Origin of the sequence: Amorphus coralli DSM 19760 (assembly GCF_000374525.1) — a bacterium.
GTDB lineage: Bacteria > Pseudomonadota > Alphaproteobacteria > Rhizobiales > Amorphaceae > Amorphus > Amorphus coralli.
Genome location: NZ_KB894573.1, coordinates 176,768 through 195,033 on the forward strand (window position 1 = coordinate 176,768; position 18,266 = coordinate 195,033).

Annotated in this window: 15 protein-coding genes; 6 read left to right on the plus strand and 9 right to left on the minus strand. The window is 67.0% G+C overall.

Annotated elements, in window-relative coordinates:
- Positions 1-39: 39 nt before the first annotated feature.
- Entirely contained in the window at positions 40-1,152 is a 1,113-nt protein-coding gene (locus tag C507_RS0111575) for a pyridoxal phosphate-dependent aminotransferase (protein ID WP_051089769.1), read from the minus strand.
- A 313-nt stretch (positions 1,153-1,465) separates the two neighbouring features.
- On the opposite strand from C507_RS0111575, the gene C507_RS0111580 reads away from it, so the two are divergent.
- The 5 genes from C507_RS0111580 (at position 1,466) to aat (ending at position 6,561) form a co-directional block, all read left to right on the plus strand.
- Complete coding sequence (locus C507_RS0111580) at positions 1,466-2,890, plus strand: M48 family metalloprotease (RefSeq protein WP_169508967.1); 1,425 nt, start codon at positions 1,466-1,468, stop codon at positions 2,888-2,890.
- A 65-nt stretch (positions 2,891-2,955) separates the two neighbouring features.
- On the plus strand, positions 2,956-3,693 hold the full coding sequence (locus C507_RS0111585) for a DsbA family protein (RefSeq protein WP_018699866.1): 738 nt from the start codon (positions 2,956-2,958) through the stop codon (positions 3,691-3,693).
- A gap of 303 nt (positions 3,694-3,996) precedes the next feature.
- Positions 3,997-4,452, plus strand: a complete 456-nt coding sequence (gene accB, locus C507_RS0111590; RefSeq protein ID WP_018699867.1) for an acetyl-CoA carboxylase biotin carboxyl carrier protein — start codon at positions 3,997-3,999, stop codon at positions 4,450-4,452.
- Between the two features lie 11 nt (positions 4,453-4,463).
- The gene (gene accC, locus C507_RS0111595) at positions 4,464-5,807 is read left to right on the plus strand and encodes an acetyl-CoA carboxylase biotin carboxylase subunit (RefSeq protein WP_018699868.1); all 1,344 of its coding nucleotides are present in this window, start codon (positions 4,464-4,466) and stop codon (positions 5,805-5,807) included.
- A gap of 82 nt (positions 5,808-5,889) precedes the next feature.
- Entirely contained in the window at positions 5,890-6,561 is a 672-nt protein-coding gene (gene aat, locus C507_RS0111600; RefSeq protein ID WP_018699869.1) for a leucyl/phenylalanyl-tRNA--protein transferase, read from the plus strand.
- 36 nt (positions 6,562-6,597) lie between these two features.
- On the opposite strand, the gene C507_RS0111605 is transcribed toward aat, so the two are convergent.
- The 8 genes from C507_RS0111605 to C507_RS21135 all read right to left on the minus strand — a co-directional run bounded on the left by C507_RS0111605 (position 6,598) and on the right by C507_RS21135 (position 17,189).
- Positions 6,598-7,353 (minus strand): SDR family oxidoreductase, encoded by a 756-nt coding sequence (locus C507_RS0111605; RefSeq protein WP_210162131.1) that lies wholly within the window; start codon positions 7,351-7,353, stop codon positions 6,598-6,600.
- Between the two features lie 103 nt (positions 7,354-7,456).
- On the minus strand, positions 7,457-7,999 hold the full coding sequence (locus C507_RS21130; protein WP_156829270.1) for a DUF2155 domain-containing protein: 543 nt from the start codon (positions 7,997-7,999) through the stop codon (positions 7,457-7,459).
- 141 nt (positions 8,000-8,140) lie between these two features.
- The gene (locus C507_RS0111620; protein WP_018699873.1) at positions 8,141-8,893 is read right to left on the minus strand and encodes a class I SAM-dependent methyltransferase; all 753 of its coding nucleotides are present in this window, start codon (positions 8,891-8,893) and stop codon (positions 8,141-8,143) included.
- Between the two features lie 108 nt (positions 8,894-9,001).
- Entirely contained in the window at positions 9,002-11,824 is a 2,823-nt protein-coding gene (locus C507_RS0111625; RefSeq protein WP_018699874.1) for a valine--tRNA ligase, read from the minus strand.
- 371 nt (positions 11,825-12,195) lie between these two features.
- Entirely contained in the window at positions 12,196-12,906 is a 711-nt protein-coding gene (locus C507_RS0111630) for a DUF2497 domain-containing protein (RefSeq protein ID WP_018699875.1), read from the minus strand.
- A gap of 198 nt (positions 12,907-13,104) precedes the next feature.
- Positions 13,105-14,439 (minus strand): TolC family outer membrane protein, encoded by a 1,335-nt coding sequence (locus tag C507_RS0111635; protein ID WP_018699876.1) that lies wholly within the window; start codon positions 14,437-14,439, stop codon positions 13,105-13,107.
- A gap of 269 nt (positions 14,440-14,708) precedes the next feature.
- Complete coding sequence (locus C507_RS0111640) at positions 14,709-15,380, minus strand: protein-L-isoaspartate O-methyltransferase family protein (RefSeq protein ID WP_018699877.1); 672 nt, start codon at positions 15,378-15,380, stop codon at positions 14,709-14,711.
- Positions 15,381-15,482: 102 nt separating this feature from the next.
- Entirely contained in the window at positions 15,483-17,189 is a 1,707-nt protein-coding gene (locus C507_RS21135) for a hypothetical protein (protein ID WP_018699878.1), read from the minus strand.
- A gap of 184 nt (positions 17,190-17,373) precedes the next feature.
- Here C507_RS21135 and C507_RS0111650 point away from each other — a divergent pair, with 184 nt between their 5' ends.
- Positions 17,374-18,252, plus strand: coding sequence for a transglutaminase family protein (locus C507_RS0111650; protein WP_018699879.1), 879 nt, complete (start codon positions 17,374-17,376; stop codon positions 18,250-18,252).
- Positions 18,253-18,266: the final 14 nt, after the last annotated feature.

Below are 18,266 nucleotides of genomic sequence, written 5' to 3' on the forward strand. Positions count from 1 at the left end.
AGTAACGAGAGGCCGGTGCGCGAGCGCCGGCCTTTTTCGTCAGCTGCGTCCGAGGTGGTGCGCCAGCCGCTCCATGCCTTCCACCATGGCCGCGTGCTGCCCCGCCAGCGAGAAGCGTACGAACCGGTGCCCCCCGACGGGATCGAAATCCGGTCCCGGCGTTACGGCGACGCCGGCCTCCTGCAGCAGCGCCCTGGAGAAGGCGACCGAATCGTCCGCGAATGGCGTGATGTCGGCGTAGAGGTAGAACGCCCCGTCGGCCGGCAGGATCGTCTCGAATCCGAGCTCCGGCAGCCGACTGCGCAAAAGTGCGCGATTCTGCGCATAGACTGCGCGCACCGCCTCCAGCTCTTCCCGCGCATCGAATGCCGCCAGCGCGGCGCGCTGCGACAGGTCGGGAACCGAGATGTAGAGGTTCTGCGCGAGCCGCTCGACCGGCCGCACCAGGCGGTCCGGCACGATCATCCAGCCGACGCGCCAGCCGGTCATGCAGTAATATTTGGAGAACGAGTTGACCACGATGGCGTCCGGCGACGTCTCCAGCGCCGAGGCGGCGCGGCGCCCCTCATAGACGAGCCCGTGATAGATTTCGTCGGAGATGAACCACATGCCGAGTTCCTCGGCCTTGCGGATCAACGCCTCGAGCGCGTCGGGCTCCATCATCGTGCCGGTCGGGTTCGCCGGGCTCGCCACCAGTACGCCGGCGATGGGACCATCCCGCGAGACCTGCTCCAGGTGCTCCGGCGTCAGCGCCCAGCGGGTTTCCGCGGTCGTCTCGATTTCCACCGGGATGAGGTCCAGGGCCTTGAGGATGTTGCGGTAAGCCGGGTAGCCCGGCGACGGCAGCGCGATGCGCTGGCCGGCGTCGAAGCCCGCGAGGAAGGCCAGCATGAAGCCGGCCGAGGACCCGGTCGTGACGATGACGTTTCCCGGCGACACCTCGACGCCGTATGTCTCCGCGTAGTGCCTTGCGATGCGCTCGCGGAGAGGGGCTCGTCCGAGCGCCTCGGTGTATCCGAGCGGGCCGGCAAGAGCTTCGCGCGCGGCATCCAGCACGGCCTTCGGAGCTGGAGCCCCCGGCTGACCGACCTCCATGTGGACGATCGACCGTCCTTCACCTTCGAGGCGTGTGGCCTCGGCCAGCACATCCATGGCGAGGAACGGATCGACCGCGCTGCGCTCCGAAGCCCCGGTCGGCCCGCGCCCCTTACCGTCCCGTTTCACCTCGGCGTCCAAATCGATCCTCCTGCGCTTCCGCGCCGCTCCCGCAAGAACTGCCGTACACAACCCCGCGAGCCGGGCCCGGGAAGCGGCTTGCCGCCGCGATCTCGCCCCAATTCGACTTTGGATTGAGCCGCCCTTGTTGCAGCGTGCTGGCCAGCTGGCCTACCAGAAAGCGGTTTGCTTCTGGTAGCCTTCCTGCGCGTCAGAAATCCAGACAATGAGCAACCGATTGTTGGTTTCCATGGCTGATCCCGTCCGTTTGCCTTCCGCTTCGTTGCGCCGCCACTCGCGGACCCGCGCGCTATTCTCCGGGGCACTGGCCATCGTGGCAGCCGCCCAGCTCGCGCTGGCCCCAATCTCGGCAGAAGCGCAAGGGCGCGGGATCTCGATCGTGCGCGACGCGGAGACCGAACAGCTGCTGCGCGATTATACCGCGCCGATCTTCCGGGCTGCCGGACTGTCCAACACCAACCCGGAAATCATCCTCAACAACGACGACTCCTTCAACGCGTTCGTCGCCACGCCCCGACGGATGTTCGTCAACACCGGCGTGATCGAGCGGTCGGAGACACCGAACGAAGTCATCGGCGTGCTGGCCCACGAGACCGGTCACATGGCCGGCGGTCACCTGATCCGCCTGCGCGACGCCATCGCCCGAGCTCAGGTCATGGCAGCGCTGTCGACGATTGCCGGCGTCGGCGCCATGGCAGCAGGCGCGGCGACGGGCAACTCGTCGGCCGGAGCCGGCGGTGCGGCGATCATCGGCGGCGGCATGAACGCGGCCCAGCGCTCGCTGTTCTCGTATCAGCGCAGCGAAGAGATCACCGCCGACCGGGCCGCCCTCACCTATCTGGAGCGCACGGGCCAGTCCGCGAAGGGGCTTCTGAAGTCGCTGAACGACATCGCCGACCAGCAGCTCTTCTCCACGCGCTACGCCGACCCGTATGCGCGGTCTCACCCGATTGCCCGCGATCGCATCGCGCAGCTGGAAGAGCGAGCTCAGAAGAGCCCGTACTGGAACGCCACGGATTCCGCCGCGCTGCAGCACCGCCACGACATGGTGAAGGCCAAGCTCAAGGGCTTTACCGAGCATCCCAACCGGGTGCTGCGCGCCTATCCCCGCTCCGACCGCAGCCAGCCGGCCCAATATGCCCGCGCCATCGTCGCCTACCGCACCGGAAAGCCGCGCGAGGCGCAACGCGAGATCGACGCGCTGATCCGTACCCAGCCCAACAACCCCTATTTCTGGGAGCTGAAAGGCCAGGCCTGGATTGAGTCCGGCAACCCCAAGCAGGCGATCGCCCCGTTGCGCAAGGCCGTATCCCTGGCACCGGCGCCCGGCCTGATCCGCATCATGCTCGGTCAGGCGCTGGTCGCCTCCAACGACCCGGCGCTGCTCGGCGAGGCCATCCAGCAGCTCGAACTCGGGCTCAAGGCGGAGCCGGACTCCGGCCTTGGCTATCGTCAGCTTGCCATCGCCTACGCCCGGCGCGGCGATATCGGGCTGGCCGACGTTGCCACGGCCCGCTCCATGATGATGCAGGGCCAGTTCGCCGAGGCGAAACGTTATGCCGCCCGGGCTCAAGCGAAATTGAAGCGCGGGACGCCCGGCTGGCTTCAGGCCGACGACATCCTCGCGTATAGCCCGCCCAGGATGGGGCGCTGAGGCGGCCCGACAAAACGACCCGATTCGCACAACCGGCGCCGAAGGCGCCTGAAGGAGATCAGCCCATGCGGCTTCGGACCGCCTGCCTCGCCCTCGCCCTGACCACGGCCAGCTTCGCCGTGCCGGCATCCGCCGCGGAATTTTCGGCCGACCAGAAGTCCGAGATTGAATCCATCGTCCGCGGCTATCTCCTGGAGAACCCGGAGATCCTGGAAGAGGCGTTCACCGCCCTTCAGGAGCGCCGCCGCCAGGCCGAGAGCGTCGCCCAGCAGGATGCGGTTTCCGACAACAAGGAGGCGCTGTTCAATTCGCCGCGTCAGGTGGTGCTCGGCAATCCCGAAGGCGAAGTCACCCTGGTCGAGTTCTTCGACTATAATTGCGGCTACTGCCGCCGCGCGGGCGAGGATCTCAACAAGCTGATCGAAGCCAATCCCGACCTGCGCGTCGTCCTGAAGGAATTCCCGGTGCTCGGACCGGAGTCGGTCGAAGCCGCGCAGGTCGGCATCGCTGTCAACGAGGTCGCACCGGATCGCTACGGCGAGTTCCACGATGCGCTGCTTGCGTCTGACGGCCGGGTCGATGCCCAGGCCGCCCTCGCGGTCGTCGAGCAGCTGGGGCTCGACCGCAGCGCCGTCGAAACCGCGATGGACGCCGACGTCGTCCAGGCGACCATCGAGGAAGTCTACACCCTGGCCAACGCCCTCGGCCTGACGGGCACCCCCTCCTACGTGGTGGGCGACACGGTGTTCGTGGGCGCGGTCGGCTACGACACGCTCCAGGGCCGTGTGACCGAACTCCAGTAAACGGGCCCGCAGCGCGGAAAAGCGCCGCCCCTTTCTCTCGGCGGCGCGCCGTCCTATAAGGGCAGCGCCTCGCAAGGGGCGCGGACGGTGGCGCGCGACCCCGAACCATCACCGTTTACCGAACGTTGATGGGGTCGGGCGCAGCATGGTGACGTGACGGGGAACCGTCGTGTCTCGCTGACCAGCAGCAGCCGTCGGAGAACGGCTCGGTTTCGAGCGGGCGAAGCGCACCCTCTCCCGCTGCAGCCGGAGCCGTGCCCACCAATGAAGAAGCTATTCCCGCAACGACAACCACCACCGGACATGTCCAGCTCAACATCCCCGATCGACCAGGACCTCATCCGCGCCCTTGCCGGGCTGCTCCACGAAACCGACCTGACCGAACTCGAGGTCGAGCAGGAGGGACTGCGCGTGCGCGTCTCGCGCGCCGTCGCGGCGACGGCGGTTGCGGCAGCACCGGCTGCGCCGGTCGAGCGCGCCGCTCTCGCCGAACCCGCTCCGGCCCGCGGCGGTCGTGACGCGTCTGCCGACGCCGTGAAGTCGCCGATGGTCGGCACAGCCTATCTCGCGCCCGAACCCGGCGCCCGCCCCTATGTCGAGGTCGGCGACACGGTTCAGGAAGGACAGACGATCCTGATCGTGGAAGCGATGAAGACGATGAACCAGATCCCGGCGCCCCGCAGCGGCAAGATCACCGCGATCTACGTCGAGGATGGTCAGCCGGTCGAGTTCGGCGAACCCCTCGTGGCAGTCGAGTAGGCGGCCGCGCGATGTTCTCCAAGGTCCTGATCGCCAACCGCGGTGAGATCGCGCTGCGCATCCAGCGCGCGTGCAAGGAACTCGGTATCAAGACCGTCGCGGTCCATTCGACCGCCGACGCCGATGCCATGCATGTGCGCCTTGCCGACGAAAGCGTCTGCATCGGCCCGCCGCCCGCCCGCGACAGCTATCTCCACATTCCCGCCCTCGTGTCCGCCTGCGAGATCACCGGGGCGGAGGCCATTCATCCCGGATACGGCTTCCTTTCGGAGAACGCGCGCTTCGCGGAAATTCTCGAGGCGCATGGCATCGCCTTCATCGGTCCCAAGGCGGAACACATCCGCATCATGGGAGACAAGATCGAGGCGAAGCGCACCGCCATGGAACTCGGCATCCCGGTGGTGCCCGGTTCGGAAGGCGGCGTCGACAACTACGCCGACGCCCGGCGCATCGCCGACGACATCGGCTACCCGGTCTTGGTCAAGGCGGCCGCCGGCGGCGGCGGACGTGGCATGAAGGTCGCGCGCAGCCCGCAGGAGCTGGAAAACGCCCTGGCCAACGCCCGGGCCGAGGCCCAGTCGGCTTTTGGCGATTCGTCCGTCTACCTCGAGAAATATCTCGGCACGCCCCGCCACATCGAGATCCAGGTGCTTGGCGACGGCAAGGGCAATGCGGTCTATCTGGGCGAACGCGACTGTTCGCTGCAGCGCCGCCACCAGAAGGTCTGGGAAGAGGCCCTTTCCCCCGCCCTCAACACCGAGCAGCGCGAGCAGATCGGCGAAACCGTCGCGGCGGCCATGCGCAAGCTGCAATATTCCGGCGCAGGTACCATCGAGTTTCTTTACGAGAACGGCGAGTTCTACTTTATCGAGATGAACACCCGGCTGCAGGTGGAGCATCCGGTGACGGAGATGATCACCGGCATCGACATCGTGCACGAGCAGATCCGCGTCGCGGCAGGCGCGTCGCTGTCCTTCTCTCAGGAAGATGTCACGTTCGAGGGCCACGCCATCGAGTGCCGCATCAACGCCGAGGACCCGCGCACCTTCATGCCGTCACCCGGTCGAATCTCGCACTTCCACACCCCCGGCGGGCTTGGCGTGCGGGTCGATTCCGGCGTCTACCAAGGCTACGTCATCCCGCCCTATTACGACAGCCTGATCGGCAAGCTGATCGTGCATGGGCGCAACCGCGTCGAATGCCTGATGCGCCTGCGCCGCTGCCTCGACGAGTTCGTCGTGGACGGGATCAACTCCACCATCCCGCTGTTCCGGGCGCTGGTCGACCATCCCGATATCGCCGACGGCCGCTATGACATCCACTGGCTGGAAGCCTATCTTGCCGAGACGAGCTGAAGGCGCCACCCTTGGGACTGACGGTTCGGGACCCGCCTGATCCGGGCGTGCCCCGAGACCGCAGCCAGGAGCCTTGCCGGTCATGGCCGAACCCCAGGACGTTCTCTTCGAGATCACGCCCCACGTGCTGCTCAAGGCCTATGCCTGCGGCATCTTCCCGATGGCGGAATCGGCAGACGATCCGGGATTGTTTTGGATCGAGCCCGAGCGGCGCGGCGTGCTGCCGCTCGATGGCTTTCACCTGCCGCGCCGGCTGCAGCGCACCGTCCGCCAGGACAAGTTCACGATCCGCATCGACACCGCACTGCCGCAAGTGATCGAGGGCTGCGCCACGCCCGGCGAGAACCGGCGCCGCACCTGGATCAACGCCCGCATCCACCGCCTTTACACGGAGCTCCACACGCTCGGTCATTGCCATTCGGTAGAGGCCTGGCAGGGCGACGCCCTGGTCGGCGGCCTTTACGGCGTGCGCCTCGGTGGCGTCTTCTTCGGCGAGAGCATGTTCACCGGCGCCCGGGACGCGTCCAAGGTCGCGCTGGTCCATCTGGTGGCACGGCTTCGCGCCGGCGGCTTCGTGCTCCTGGATGCCCAGTTCCTGACCGATCACTTGGCCCGGTTCGGCGCCCTGGAAATCAGCCGCCGCGTCTACCATACACAGCTGGAGGCCGCCCTGCCCGTGGACGCGGACTTCTTCGCCCTCCCCCGCCAAGCAAGCGGCGCGGAGGCGCTCGCCGCGCTCGGCCAGTCGATCTGAACCGCTGGCCGCGGGCCACTGAGCCGACATGCCTCCCTACACCTTGCTCATGGAATTGCCGCCATCGACCACGAAGGCGGAACCGGTGACGAACGAGGCACCATCAGAGAGGAGGAAACCGGCTGCATTGGCGATTTCTTCCGGCGACGCCATCCGCTTGAGCGCATGCAGCCCGCTAACAAAGGCCCGGGCATCCGGGTCGTTCGGCGCCATCTCCGTATCTGTCCCACCCGGGAGCAGGGCATTGGCTCTGATACCTCGATCGCCGTAATCAACCGCGATCGATCGGGCCAGTCCGATCAGACCCGCCTTAGCCGCCGCGTAGGCGCCCATTCCGGGCAGGCCGGTGGTGTGTCCCACAAAGGACGAGGTGAACACGATCGAGCCGCCCCCACGCGCCTGCAGCGCCGGCAGCTGGTGCCGGGCAAGGAGGAAGCCGCTCGTGAGATTGGTCCGCAGCACGCGCTCCCACGTTCCCACCAGAAGATCGCCGACTGGGGCCATCTCGCCCACCGTCCCGGCATTGTTGAAGGCGGCGTCGAGACCACCGAACGTGGAGACCGCAGCGTCGACCAAAGCGCGGGCGTGGTCTTCCTCACCAACGTCTCCTCGAACGGTCACGACGCTCGAGCCCAGGTCGCGGACCTCATCGGCAACGCGTTCGAGGCGATCCTTGCGGCGAGCTGACAGGACGAGGCGCGCACCTTGTCTCGCGAGTTGCCGCGCCGCGGCCGCTCCGATGCCACTGCTGGCGCCGGTGACGATGACAACCTTGCCTTGAAGAAACATGATTCCTGCCTCCGAGGTTTCGATGCGCGAAACCTGACGGAGACGGCCGACCACGGCGACCCGTTTTGCCACCGAAGCCGGGAGCAAGGCTCCTTATCGAGAAGCTTTAGTCCTCGATGACCGACGGGTCCGGGATCTCGTAGTTTTCCTGCACCGGACGGCGCGGCGGCAGCGGGAACCAACCGTCGGGCCGGGTGATCAGCCCCATGGAATCCTCCGCAAACTGCGAGGAATCGAAGCCGGGCGGCGCCGGCACGTCGGAGCGGACCACGCAGTCGGTGAGCCAGACGTCATAGACGGCATGGTCGACGGCGTTGAGACCTGGGCTGGAGGCGAACATCCAGCCCGTGAAGATGCGCTGGATCTTGTTGTCGAGCGTGATCTCGTCGATCTCGACGAAGCCGGTGGTCTTCGGCTCCTCGCTGGGCGGCTGCGTGTGGCAGGAGCGCGGGGTAACGCGGAGCGCGCCAAACTGGACCGTTTCGCCGACATAGACGTCGAAGGAGATGATCCGGCCGGTGATCTTGTCCAGGCCGGAGAAGCGGGCCACCGGGTTCTGGATCGGCTCGGCCATGGCAGCGGGTGCGGCCGTCGTCACCGCCAACGCCAGGGCGGCCGCGCTGACGATGCTCCGTACGCTCAACACCATGATGGAGGCTGACCTCTCGTCTTTCTTGCCGACGAACGCCCACGCGCCCGTCCCGCCGGATCGGGCATCTGCTTAGCACTTGACCGGCAGGCGGAAAAGGCCGCAGGCGACACGCCGCTCCGCGCCCCTCTCGACCCGTGGTCAGGCCGGCTTCGTCGCGGCGACGCGCAGCCGCACATAGTCGGCCGTCCAGTTTCCCGCCTCGTCGCACAGCGACGGCTCCAGCAGGGCGACCACCTTGTCGAGAACCGCCTCACGGTCGGCGCCGCAGGCGTCGAAGAAGGGAGCGCGGAACACTTCGAGCCAGGCCCGCATGCCCGCCGGCACCGGCGTCGGCCTCGGGAAGCGAAGCGTGCGCTCGACTGTGAAGCCGGCCCGCGACAGAACGTCGGCATAGGCGGCCTCGGTCGGGAAGTACCAGGGCTTGGCGAGTTCGGCCGGCAGCCTCCTGTCCTGCGCGGCAGCGAAAAGCGCCGTGACGATGGCCGCGCAATTGGCGAAGCCCCCGAATTCCGCGACGAACCGGCCGCCGGGTTTCAGCGCCCGGAAGACGCCCGCCGCCACAGCATCGGCGCCCGTCATCCAGTGCAGCGCGGCGTTGGAGAAAACCGCATCGAATTCCGGGCCGAACGCCAGGTGCTCGCCATCGACCCGATGCGCGTCTAGGCCACGGGCCTTCGCCGCCTCGACCATGTCGGCACTGGCATCGACCGCCACCACCGTGGCGCCGGCCGCGGCGATGTCCGCCGTCAACGCGCCGTCGCCACAGCCCAGGTCGAGAATACGTTCGCCTGCCTTCGGGGCAAGCCATTCGACCGCCCCGGCCCCGAGGGTTGCCACAAACCCCGCGTCCCGCACGTAGCGCTCCGCCGACCAGTCCTGCGCTTCCGGCATCGTTGTCCCCCTTACTCACCGATCAGGGCTGTCCTACAGGCCTCCCGCAGCACCCGCGGCGCCAATCGGCGCAGGGCGGGCATGCGGAGGGCCGCGGGGCGGCCCGCGTTAGAGCCGGCCCAGGGCCGCCTCGACCTTCACCCGGCGGCTTTCTGCCTCCTCGCGGCGCTCGCGCTGTTCCTCGACGACCTCTTCCGGAGCCCGCTCCACGAAGGACGGGTTGGAGAGCTTGCCGTCGATCTTCTTGATCTCGCCGGCGAGCCGGTCGAGCTCCTTCTTCAGACGAGCGCGCTCGGCGTCCAGATCGACCACGCCTGCGAGCGGCAGGCAGACCGCCACGTCGCCGAGGATGACCTGCGCTGACTGGGGCGGCGGCGCATCGGCCTCGGAAATCTGTTCCACCCGCGCCAGCCGCTTGATCGCCGCCTTGTGGGTGGCGATCCAACCACGCTCCTGCGCCCCGGCCCCGACGAGCACGATCGGAATCGGGGAGCCAGCCGGGACGTTGACCTCGGCCCGGACCGAGCGGATCTGGCTGATCAGGTCGACGAGCCAGTTGATTTCGCGCGCGGCCGCGTTGTCCGCCACGGCCCGCTGCGGCCACGCGGTGAGCGCCAGAAGCTTGCGACGCTGAATGCCGGCCTCCTCGGCCGTGCGCGCCCAGAGCTCCTCCGTCAGGAACGGCATGAACGGGTGCAGCAGCTTGACGATCTCGTCGAGGACCCAGGCCGTCACCGCCTGAAGCTCGCGCCTGGCCGGGCTGTCGTCGCCCTGCAGGACAGGCTTGGACAGCTCCAGATACCAGTCGCAGAAGGAATGCCAGGTGAAGGAATAGACGGCACCGGCCGCGTCGTTGAAGCGGTAGGTCTCGATGGCCTCGGTGACGGCGGCAGCGGTGCGGGCCGTCTCCACCACGATCCACTTGGACAGCGTCTCCTGGACACCATCGGGATCGAAGTCGGCCACCGGCTTGCAGCCGTTCATCTCGGCGAAGCGGGCGGCGTTCCACAGCTTGGTCGTGAAGTTGCGATATCCTTGGACACGCGCCGGCGAGAGCTTGATGTCACGGCCCTGGGCCGCCATCGCGGCGAGCGTGAAGCGCAGCGCATCGGCCCCGAACTGGTCGATCAGCTCGATGGGATCGATGACGTTGCCCTTCGACTTCGACATCTTGGCGCCCTTCTCGTCGCGGACGAGGGCGTGAATATAGACCGTGTGGAACGGCGCCTGTTCGGTGAACTGCAGCCCCATCATCATCATCCGGGCGACCCAGAAGAAGATGATGTCGAAACCGGTGACGAGCACACTGGTCGGATAGTAACGCGCGAGCTCAGGCGTCTTCTCCGGCCAGCCGAGCGTGGAAAAGGGCCACAGCGCCGAGGAGAACCAGGTGTCGAGGACGTCCTCGTCTCGGTAGAGCGCGACGCTATCCCCTGCCCCGGCCTCCCACGACGCCACGGCTTCCGCCTTGCCGGCCACCGAGGCCGGTCTACCGAACCGCTCAGACGCGGCCGCCAGCGCCTCGTCCTCGGTCTTGGCGACGAAGACGGCACCGTCCGGCCCGTACCACGCCGGGATCTGGTGGCCCCACCAGAGCTGGCGCGAGATGCACCACGGCTGAATGTTTTCCATCCACTCGAAGTACACGCGCTCCCAGTTGCCCGGAACGAAGGTCGTGTCGCCCTTGCGGACCGCCTCCATGGCAGGCTTCGCCAGCGTCGCGGCATCGACGTACCACTGGTCGGTCAGGAACGGCTCGATGACGACGCCGGAGCGGTCGCCGTGCGGCACCATGTGGACATGCGGCTCGATCTCGGCGAGCAGCTCGCGCGCTTCCATGAGGGCGACGATCGCGTCGCGCGCCTTGAAGCGCTCGATGCCGTGAAGCGCCATCACATCTGCGAAGTTGGCATCGTCGCCGACACCGGCGAGAAAAGCCTCGTTGCCGTCGAGAGAGAGGCGCGCCTCCTCGTCGAGGATGTTGATCATCGCGAGGTCGTGGCGACGTCCGACCTCGAAGTCGTTGAAATCGTGGGCCGGCGTGATCTTCACCGCACCGGAGCCCGTCTCCGGATCGGCGTAGTCGTCGCCGACGATCGGGATCCGGCGCCCGACCAGCGGCAGCACGACGTGCTTGCCGATGAGGCCCTGGTAGCGCGGATCGTCGGGATGCACCGCGACGGCGGTATCGCCCAGCATCGTTTCCGGACGGGTGGTGGCGACGACGATGTAGTCGCGCGTCTCGTACTCGGTGGGCTCGCCGGTCTCCTCGTCCCAGGCGATGGGGGCCTCGTAGGTCGCGCCACCCTCGATCGGGTAGCGGAAGTGCCAGAGGTTGCCCTTCACCTCGACCTGCTGCACCTCCAGGTCGGAGATCGCGGTCAGGAAGCGCGGGTCCCAGTTTACCAGCCGCTTGTCGCGGTAGATCAGCCCGTCGGCATGGAGCTTGACGAAGACCTCCAGCACCGCAGCCGAGAGGCCGTCGTCCATGGTGAAGCGCTCGCGGCTCCAGTCGCACGAGGCGCCGAGCCGGAACAGTTGGTTCTGGATGGTGCCGCCGGATTCCGCCTTCCACGACCAGACGCGCTCGACAAAGGCCTCGCGGCCCATGGAGCGGCGGTCCGGTTCCTGGCGCTCGGCGAGCTGCCGCTCCACCACCATCTGCGTGGCGATGCCGGCATGGTCGGTGCCCGGCTGCCACAGCACGTCGCGACCACGCATGCGCTCGAAGCGCACCAGAACGTCCTGCAGCGTGTTGTTCAGCGCGTGCCCCATGTGCAGCGAGCCGGTCACGTTCGGCGGCGGGATCACGATGGTGAAGGGCGCAGCCCCCTCTTTCGCCCCGGCGCCCGCCCGAAAGGCGCCGGCCTCTTCCCATTGATTGGCGATGCGCGGCTCAACGGCCGCGGCGTCATACGTCTTGTCGAGCATTGGGAACCAAATCCGGGGTTTGCGTGGCGTTCTCGCCGAACGTTCCGTTCGTAAAGCCCATAGCGGACCGTGCCGTCAACATGGGCAGCGTGCCGAAGGGCGCATCGGCTTCTTTGCCCGGCAAAGCGACGCCCCGACAGAAGAACCGCGCCTTGCGGCGCGGCTTGGAGTTGGTGGGAGGAAGATACGCGAAACCGTACGCACCACAGACCGGCGGGCGATGCACTGCGCACTATCCCGCCGCACGCTCGACCGCACCTGTCAGGCGCAGGGCTGGCCGACAGGCGTGACGCGAAAGGCGCGTCCCACCGGCAGGCCGTATCCGTCGTCATGTCTGCCCGGGCGAAAGCCTGCCCGGTCCGGCACGGCAACTAGCGTCGACGGGCGACGCGGTCGATCTCCTGCTGCACCATCCGTTCCACGATGGGCGGCAAATTCTGATCCAGCCAGTCCTGCAACATCGGGCGCAGACAATCCTGGACGACGTCTTCCAGGCTACGGCTTACCGGCTGCTCCACCCGGCGAGCGAGATCATCGAAGGCTGCTCCGACCGTCTCTTCGCTGCGTCCTGACATGAGCCGTCGGATCTCCTGAGCATCCGCCGCGACGAACGCCTGCGAGGCGAGGATCGTGGGGTCAGGATCGGCCGACTCGGGCGCTGCCCCCTCGGGACGGGAGAAAGGCTCGAAGCTGTGGGTGTCGACGGAATCGGCAGCCTGCTGCTCCTCCCACTCGGCAGGTGCGTTGTCCTGCAAATAGGCGAGCGGATCGTCGCCTTCGTCCTCGTCCGCGGTGAGCGCGGCGGAGAAGGCGTTCATTTCCGCCTCTCCCCAGGTGCCGGACTGCTCCTCGGAAGGAAAGGCTTCGCGGATGCTCTGCTCGATCAGGTCCGGCAGCGTCGCCGGGTCGAGCCCGCCGAAGTCATCCTCGAGGGCCGGTTCGGTCCCGAAGGCGTTTTCAAGACCGAATGCGGGATCCTGGATTGCCGTGCCCGGCTGTTCGTCATCTTCGGAGATGATGCGCCGGATGGATGCGAGAAGCTCTTCCATCGACGGGTCGTATTTCGGCTGCGCCGAAGCCATCGCTCTACTCCGAATCCCCTCGCAGCAGGACCGACGAAAGCCGGAGACCGCGAATCATCTGCCGTTAACCATGGTACCAGCAGCAGCGTGCGTGGCGAACTCGCACGGCGACTTTACCTGTGATGGAATAGGGGAAAACCCAGCGTTGCACGCGGCGCCAGAGGCGCCGCGGCTGTTACGCGGCCCTTGCCCGGCTGATCAGCGCCCGTCCGGGGTCCGCAGGCCGAACCACTTGTCCTTGACGGCCTGGTAGTGCTGCTTCGGCTGATAGCGCGCCACTTGCAGGCTGAGCTCATCGACGCCGAGCTGGCCGGTGGCGGACAGGAGCGCGTAGGCCGCAACGACCTTATTGCGCTCGGCCTCCACCAGCGTCACCTGGGCGCTGACGAGGTCGCGCTGGGAGTCCAGCACGTCCAGCGTGGTCCGCTGGCCGACCTTCTGTTCTTCGATCACGCCCTGCAGGGCGAGCTGCTGCGCGAACACACCCGTCCGGGCGGCCTGGATCGAAGCCACCGCGGCCTTGTAGTTCGCCCACGCAGAGACGATGGCCTGACGAACCTGGTCGCGGAGGATGTCCACCTGGATGCGCGCGTATCCGAGGTCTTCCTTCGCCTGGCGCACCTGGGCCGAAACGCGGCCGCCCTGATAGATCGGGATATCGACGTTCAGCGTCACCTGGGCGGAATCGGAATAGTCGGCCGTGCCGGTGTCGTAGGTCCGGCCGACCTGGCCGTTGAGCGACACTTCCGGCAGGAACTCGCCTTCGAGCGTCTTCACGTTGAAGAGCGCCACGTCGACATTGTGGATCGCCGACTGGATGGCCGGATGATTGTCCTGGCCGATGGCGAGCGAGCGATCGAGCGTCGGAGGCAGCTTGGGCGCAAGGTTGATGTTGTCGACCAGCTTGCGGGCCTCAAGCCCGGTCACCTGCCTGTAAGTCGCCTGGGCCGACGCCAGATTCGCCTCGGCGAAGTTCAGATCCGACTGCGCCTCGGCATAGCGCGCTTCGGACTGGCTGACGTCGGTACGGGTGCCCTCTCCGACCTCAAGCCGGTCGTTGGAAGCCTTCACCTGTTCGTTGAGGAACGAGACATCGCTCTTGCGCAGCGAAACGATGGAGGCGTTCTGGATCACGTCCTGGAACGCGGTGGCCGCGTCGAGCAGCACCGACTGCTCGGTGTTACGGAGCAGTTCGCGCTGGGCCCGGACTGCGGCCTCCGCCTGCGCCACGGAGTTCTTGGTCTGGAAGCCCAGGAACAGCGGTTGCGTGAAGGTCATCGCCATCGTCAGCGGGTTGTTGGTCCCGCTGGAGTTGAACTTCGTGCTCGTCACCGACGAATAGACGCCGTTGAGGGACGTGTACTGCGACGACGCCGACAGATTCGCGAACACCTGCGGGCGGATGCCCGACTTCGCGATCGGCACCCCTTCGTCGATCGAGCGGAGCTGGGCTCGCGCCTGATTGAGCGTCGGGTTGGTGGAATAGGCGGAGACCAGCGAGTCCTTCATGGTCTGGGCGGCCACCGGGGCCATTCCCAGGGTCAGAACAATCGCGGCGAGCGTCAGCGGGGCGACATGCCCGGCTGCTTTCGACGATCCAATACGCAACAAAGCCCCCTTTTCAGCGGCGACGAAGGCCCCGCTGGAAATGGTGTTTAACGGACCATTAAGAGGATGGTGTAGCGTCGATTTTTCCGAACGGAAATCCGCCAGCCGCACTTCCGGACCTTTCCCCGTGCGAATGCGGCAAATCGGCAACAGCCCCGAAATCTTGGAGATTTCGGGGAACCCTTTGATTCATATCAAAAAACGAACTCTGCCGGCTTCTCGAACCCGGGCAGAACGGCCGCGGCCGCGTTGAAGGTCGGCCAGCGTCCCACGGTATCGCCACTGCGGCGATAGACGGTCGCCATCGCGGCAAGGCCCCGCCCCTCGATCACCACGAGCCGGCCGCCGTCCTTGAGTTGGGCAGTGAGCGTGTCCACCGGGGTTTCGACCGCGCCATCGACGACGATCACGTCGTAGGGGGCCTCCGGCGCCCAGCCGGCCTCGAGCGGGCCGACGACCACGGCCGCGTTCTCCACGCCGACCCGGGTCAGCAGATCGCTGGCCTGATTGCCCAGATCCTCGTCCGATTCCAGGCCGACCACCGAGTCGGCCAGCCGGCCGACCACCGCGCACGGGTAGCCCGTGCCGGCACCGACGACGAGGACCACGTCGGTGCTCTCGATCTCCGCTTCCTGAAGCATCTTCGCGAAGATGGCGGGACGGGTCAGGAACCGGCCGCCATCGCCTGGCCGCGGCTCGATCAGAGCCACCGGCTCGTCGAGATAGGCAAGCGAGCGCCGGCTGGCAGGGAGGAAGACCTCACGGGGAATCTCGCCCATGGCGTCCTGGATCCGCCGATCGGTGACGTCGTAGGTCCGCAGCTGGTTTTCGACCATTCGGCTGCGCAAAGTGGCGAAGTCGACCATGAGCCTCGTCCCGGGTCTTGAAACTGTGCCTCTTGCCTTAGCGGCGCAGCCCCGCGGAGGCAAGCGCGCGACGCCCCGAACCGGGCGTGGCGCGTTGGCGCGTCACTGCGGCGCCCCGATGACCCAGCGCCGCTCCGTCAGGTCGAGGCCGCAGATTCCGTCGGCGATCCCCTTGCGCTCGGCATAGTCAGCGACGCGGTCCAGATAGTCCGGCTCGAAGGGCGCGGTCACGTTCCAGTTCTCCGGCCAGAAAGTCGCCATGCCGTTGATGGATGGAATGCGGAGGTAGGAGCCGATGATCATCGCATCGACACCATGCGCGTAGTAGCGGTTGACCGCGTCGTTGTCCGTCGGACCAATGCGCGGGTTGAAGACATAGAAGCTCCTGCACTCTGCAGGCGGCTTGCCGAGCGAATCCAGGAAGGCCTGCTCGGCGTGGCGGTCGGTGCGCAGCGCGCTTTCGCTGTGGCCCTGCTCGACGAGTATGACCAGGGCCACGATGGCGACCACGACGGAGGCCGCCCTGCCCCGCCGCGCGAAGAGATCGAAGGCGTAGGCCGTCACCAGGGCGACGACGGGCACGATAAACAGCAGGAACCGCACCGGCAGCCGAATGGCCGACGCACCCGGCACGCCAACGAAGACCGGCTGGAATGGCGCCATGGGACCGAACCGCAGCGCGAAGAGCGCCAGCACGACCGCTCCGATGCCGAGCGCGCAGGCCAACGTCGCCCGGCTCACGTCGGGCTCCGTCGCACGTCCCGCGGCCGCCTTGTGGCGGCGGTGGAACAGACGCAGCAGCCAGATCAGTGAAGCCAGGAACGCGACAAGCAGCACCGGCGACAGGCCATAAGGATCGGCCGGGTTGCCCCCGAGCGGGCGCATGATCCGGTCCATGACCCCACCCCACACCCAGTTGGAGCTGCCGACATTGAACAGCTCCGCCGGCAGCCGGGTCCCGGCTTTCATGGACGACACGGAGTGACCGCCATGGCCTGACTGACTGTAGAGCCAGAAAACGGCGATGGCCGCCAGCGCCAGACCGGCGACCAGGACGATCAGAGCCGGCGACGGACGTCGGATGGCCTTCCAGACGCGGTCACACAGGGCCCTGTCGAGAAGGATGGCAGCGACCAGCACAACCAGCATGAGGAGGACGAAGGCGAACAGCGAATAAAAGGACGTCATCGCCCAGAGATAGAAGAAGGCGACCACCGCCACGGAGAGAACGATGGCCCCGCCTCCGGAGGGCGACCGACCGCCCGAGCGGGTCAGCTTCAGGAAATGCGGCCAAACCAGCAGCAGGCCAACGGGCACGAAGGCCGTAAAGACCAGCTGGGCGTGCATGAGACGAATGGACAGGGAATTCGACCACAGTCCAACCAGCGCTGCGAACAGCGCCAGCAGCACGGACACCCCGAGCAGCCGCCGACCGACCAGGTAGGTCGCGACAAAACCGATCGCGCAGACGACGGCATTGGTGACTTCCAGGCTGACGAAGGGATCGAGGCCCGCCGCACGCGGCACAGAGTAAATCAGCCCCCCGGCCAGCAGCGCATCGCCGTAGCTCAGCGTGAACGCATTGGGGTAGAAGTAACGCGGCGAGAGCGGCGGATTCTGCCCCTGCAGCACCCCGTACCAGTGTTCAAGGACGGCGATGAAGATGCGGCCGTCGAAAATGTCGCCGCTGACCCGGGGCAATCCCTCCTGCAGGGCCGGGCCAAAAAGAACGGCGAGGCCGGCCGCGAGTGTGGCGAGGACGACGAGACCCTCGAACGGACGTAGGCGCGTGCGGGGTTCCTGGGTCACGTTCTGACGGATTCTCGGCTAAGGACGGTGGACGCGACCTATGTCGCGCGTGCGTTGTCGTCAATCAAGCCGATATCGCACACTTGCCGCATGGACCGGGTGCAACCAACTCCGGCCTTACCCGTTGTTCCGCCGTCGCGGCTTCGCCCCGAGGCCCGCTTGCCAGGATTGGCCCCTTCTTTCCATGCAGACCCTCCGTATCAGCCATCACACCCGCTACCGCTACGACAAGCCGGTGACGTTCGGCGAGCACCGCCTCATGCTCCGCCCGCGCGACGGCCACGACATGCGGCTGCTTGAGTCCAGCCTCGTCGTGAGCCCGTCGGCGGAGATACGTTGGGGTTTCGATACGTTCGGCAATTCCGTTGCGTTCCTGACCTTCACCGAGCCTTCCGACACGCTGGTGATCGAGAGCGAACTTCACCTGGAGCGCTACGGTCTGGACGAGGCGGTTCGCACCTTCGAGGAGCACAGCGCCGCTTTCCCCTTCTCCTATGACGCCGACGACCGGATCGACCTGGCGCCGCTGCTGATGATCCAGTGCCCGGAGGACCGGCCCGTCGTGTCCCGCTGGCTGGAAGAGGTAATGCCGGAGATCCCGGACGCGACCATGGCGGTCCTCGACCACCTGTCGAGCGCCATTCACGACAATTTCGAGTACCGGCGACGCGACGAGGAAGGCGTTCAGACGCCAGCCCAGACCATCTCGACCGCGAGCGGCACCTGCCGGGACTTCGCCTTCCTGTTCATGGAGGCCGCGCGCGACCTGGGTTTCGCCACGCGGTTCGTGACCGGCTACCTCTACGATCCCGCGGCCGACGGCGGGGACGGGCTGACGGGCGGCGGCGCCACTCATGCCTGGGCGGACGTGTTCATTCCCGGTGTCGGGTGGATGGAATTCGACCCGACCAACGAGATCGTCGCGGGCCACGAACTGGTCCGCGTCGCCTCGACCCGCTCGCCGCACCAGGCGCAGCCCGTGGGCGGCACGTTTGCGGGCGACGGCCAGTTCGCAGGCATGGAGGTCGAGGTGACCGTCACCAGGACGACGCAGGACCAGTAGGCGCGCGAGCGGTC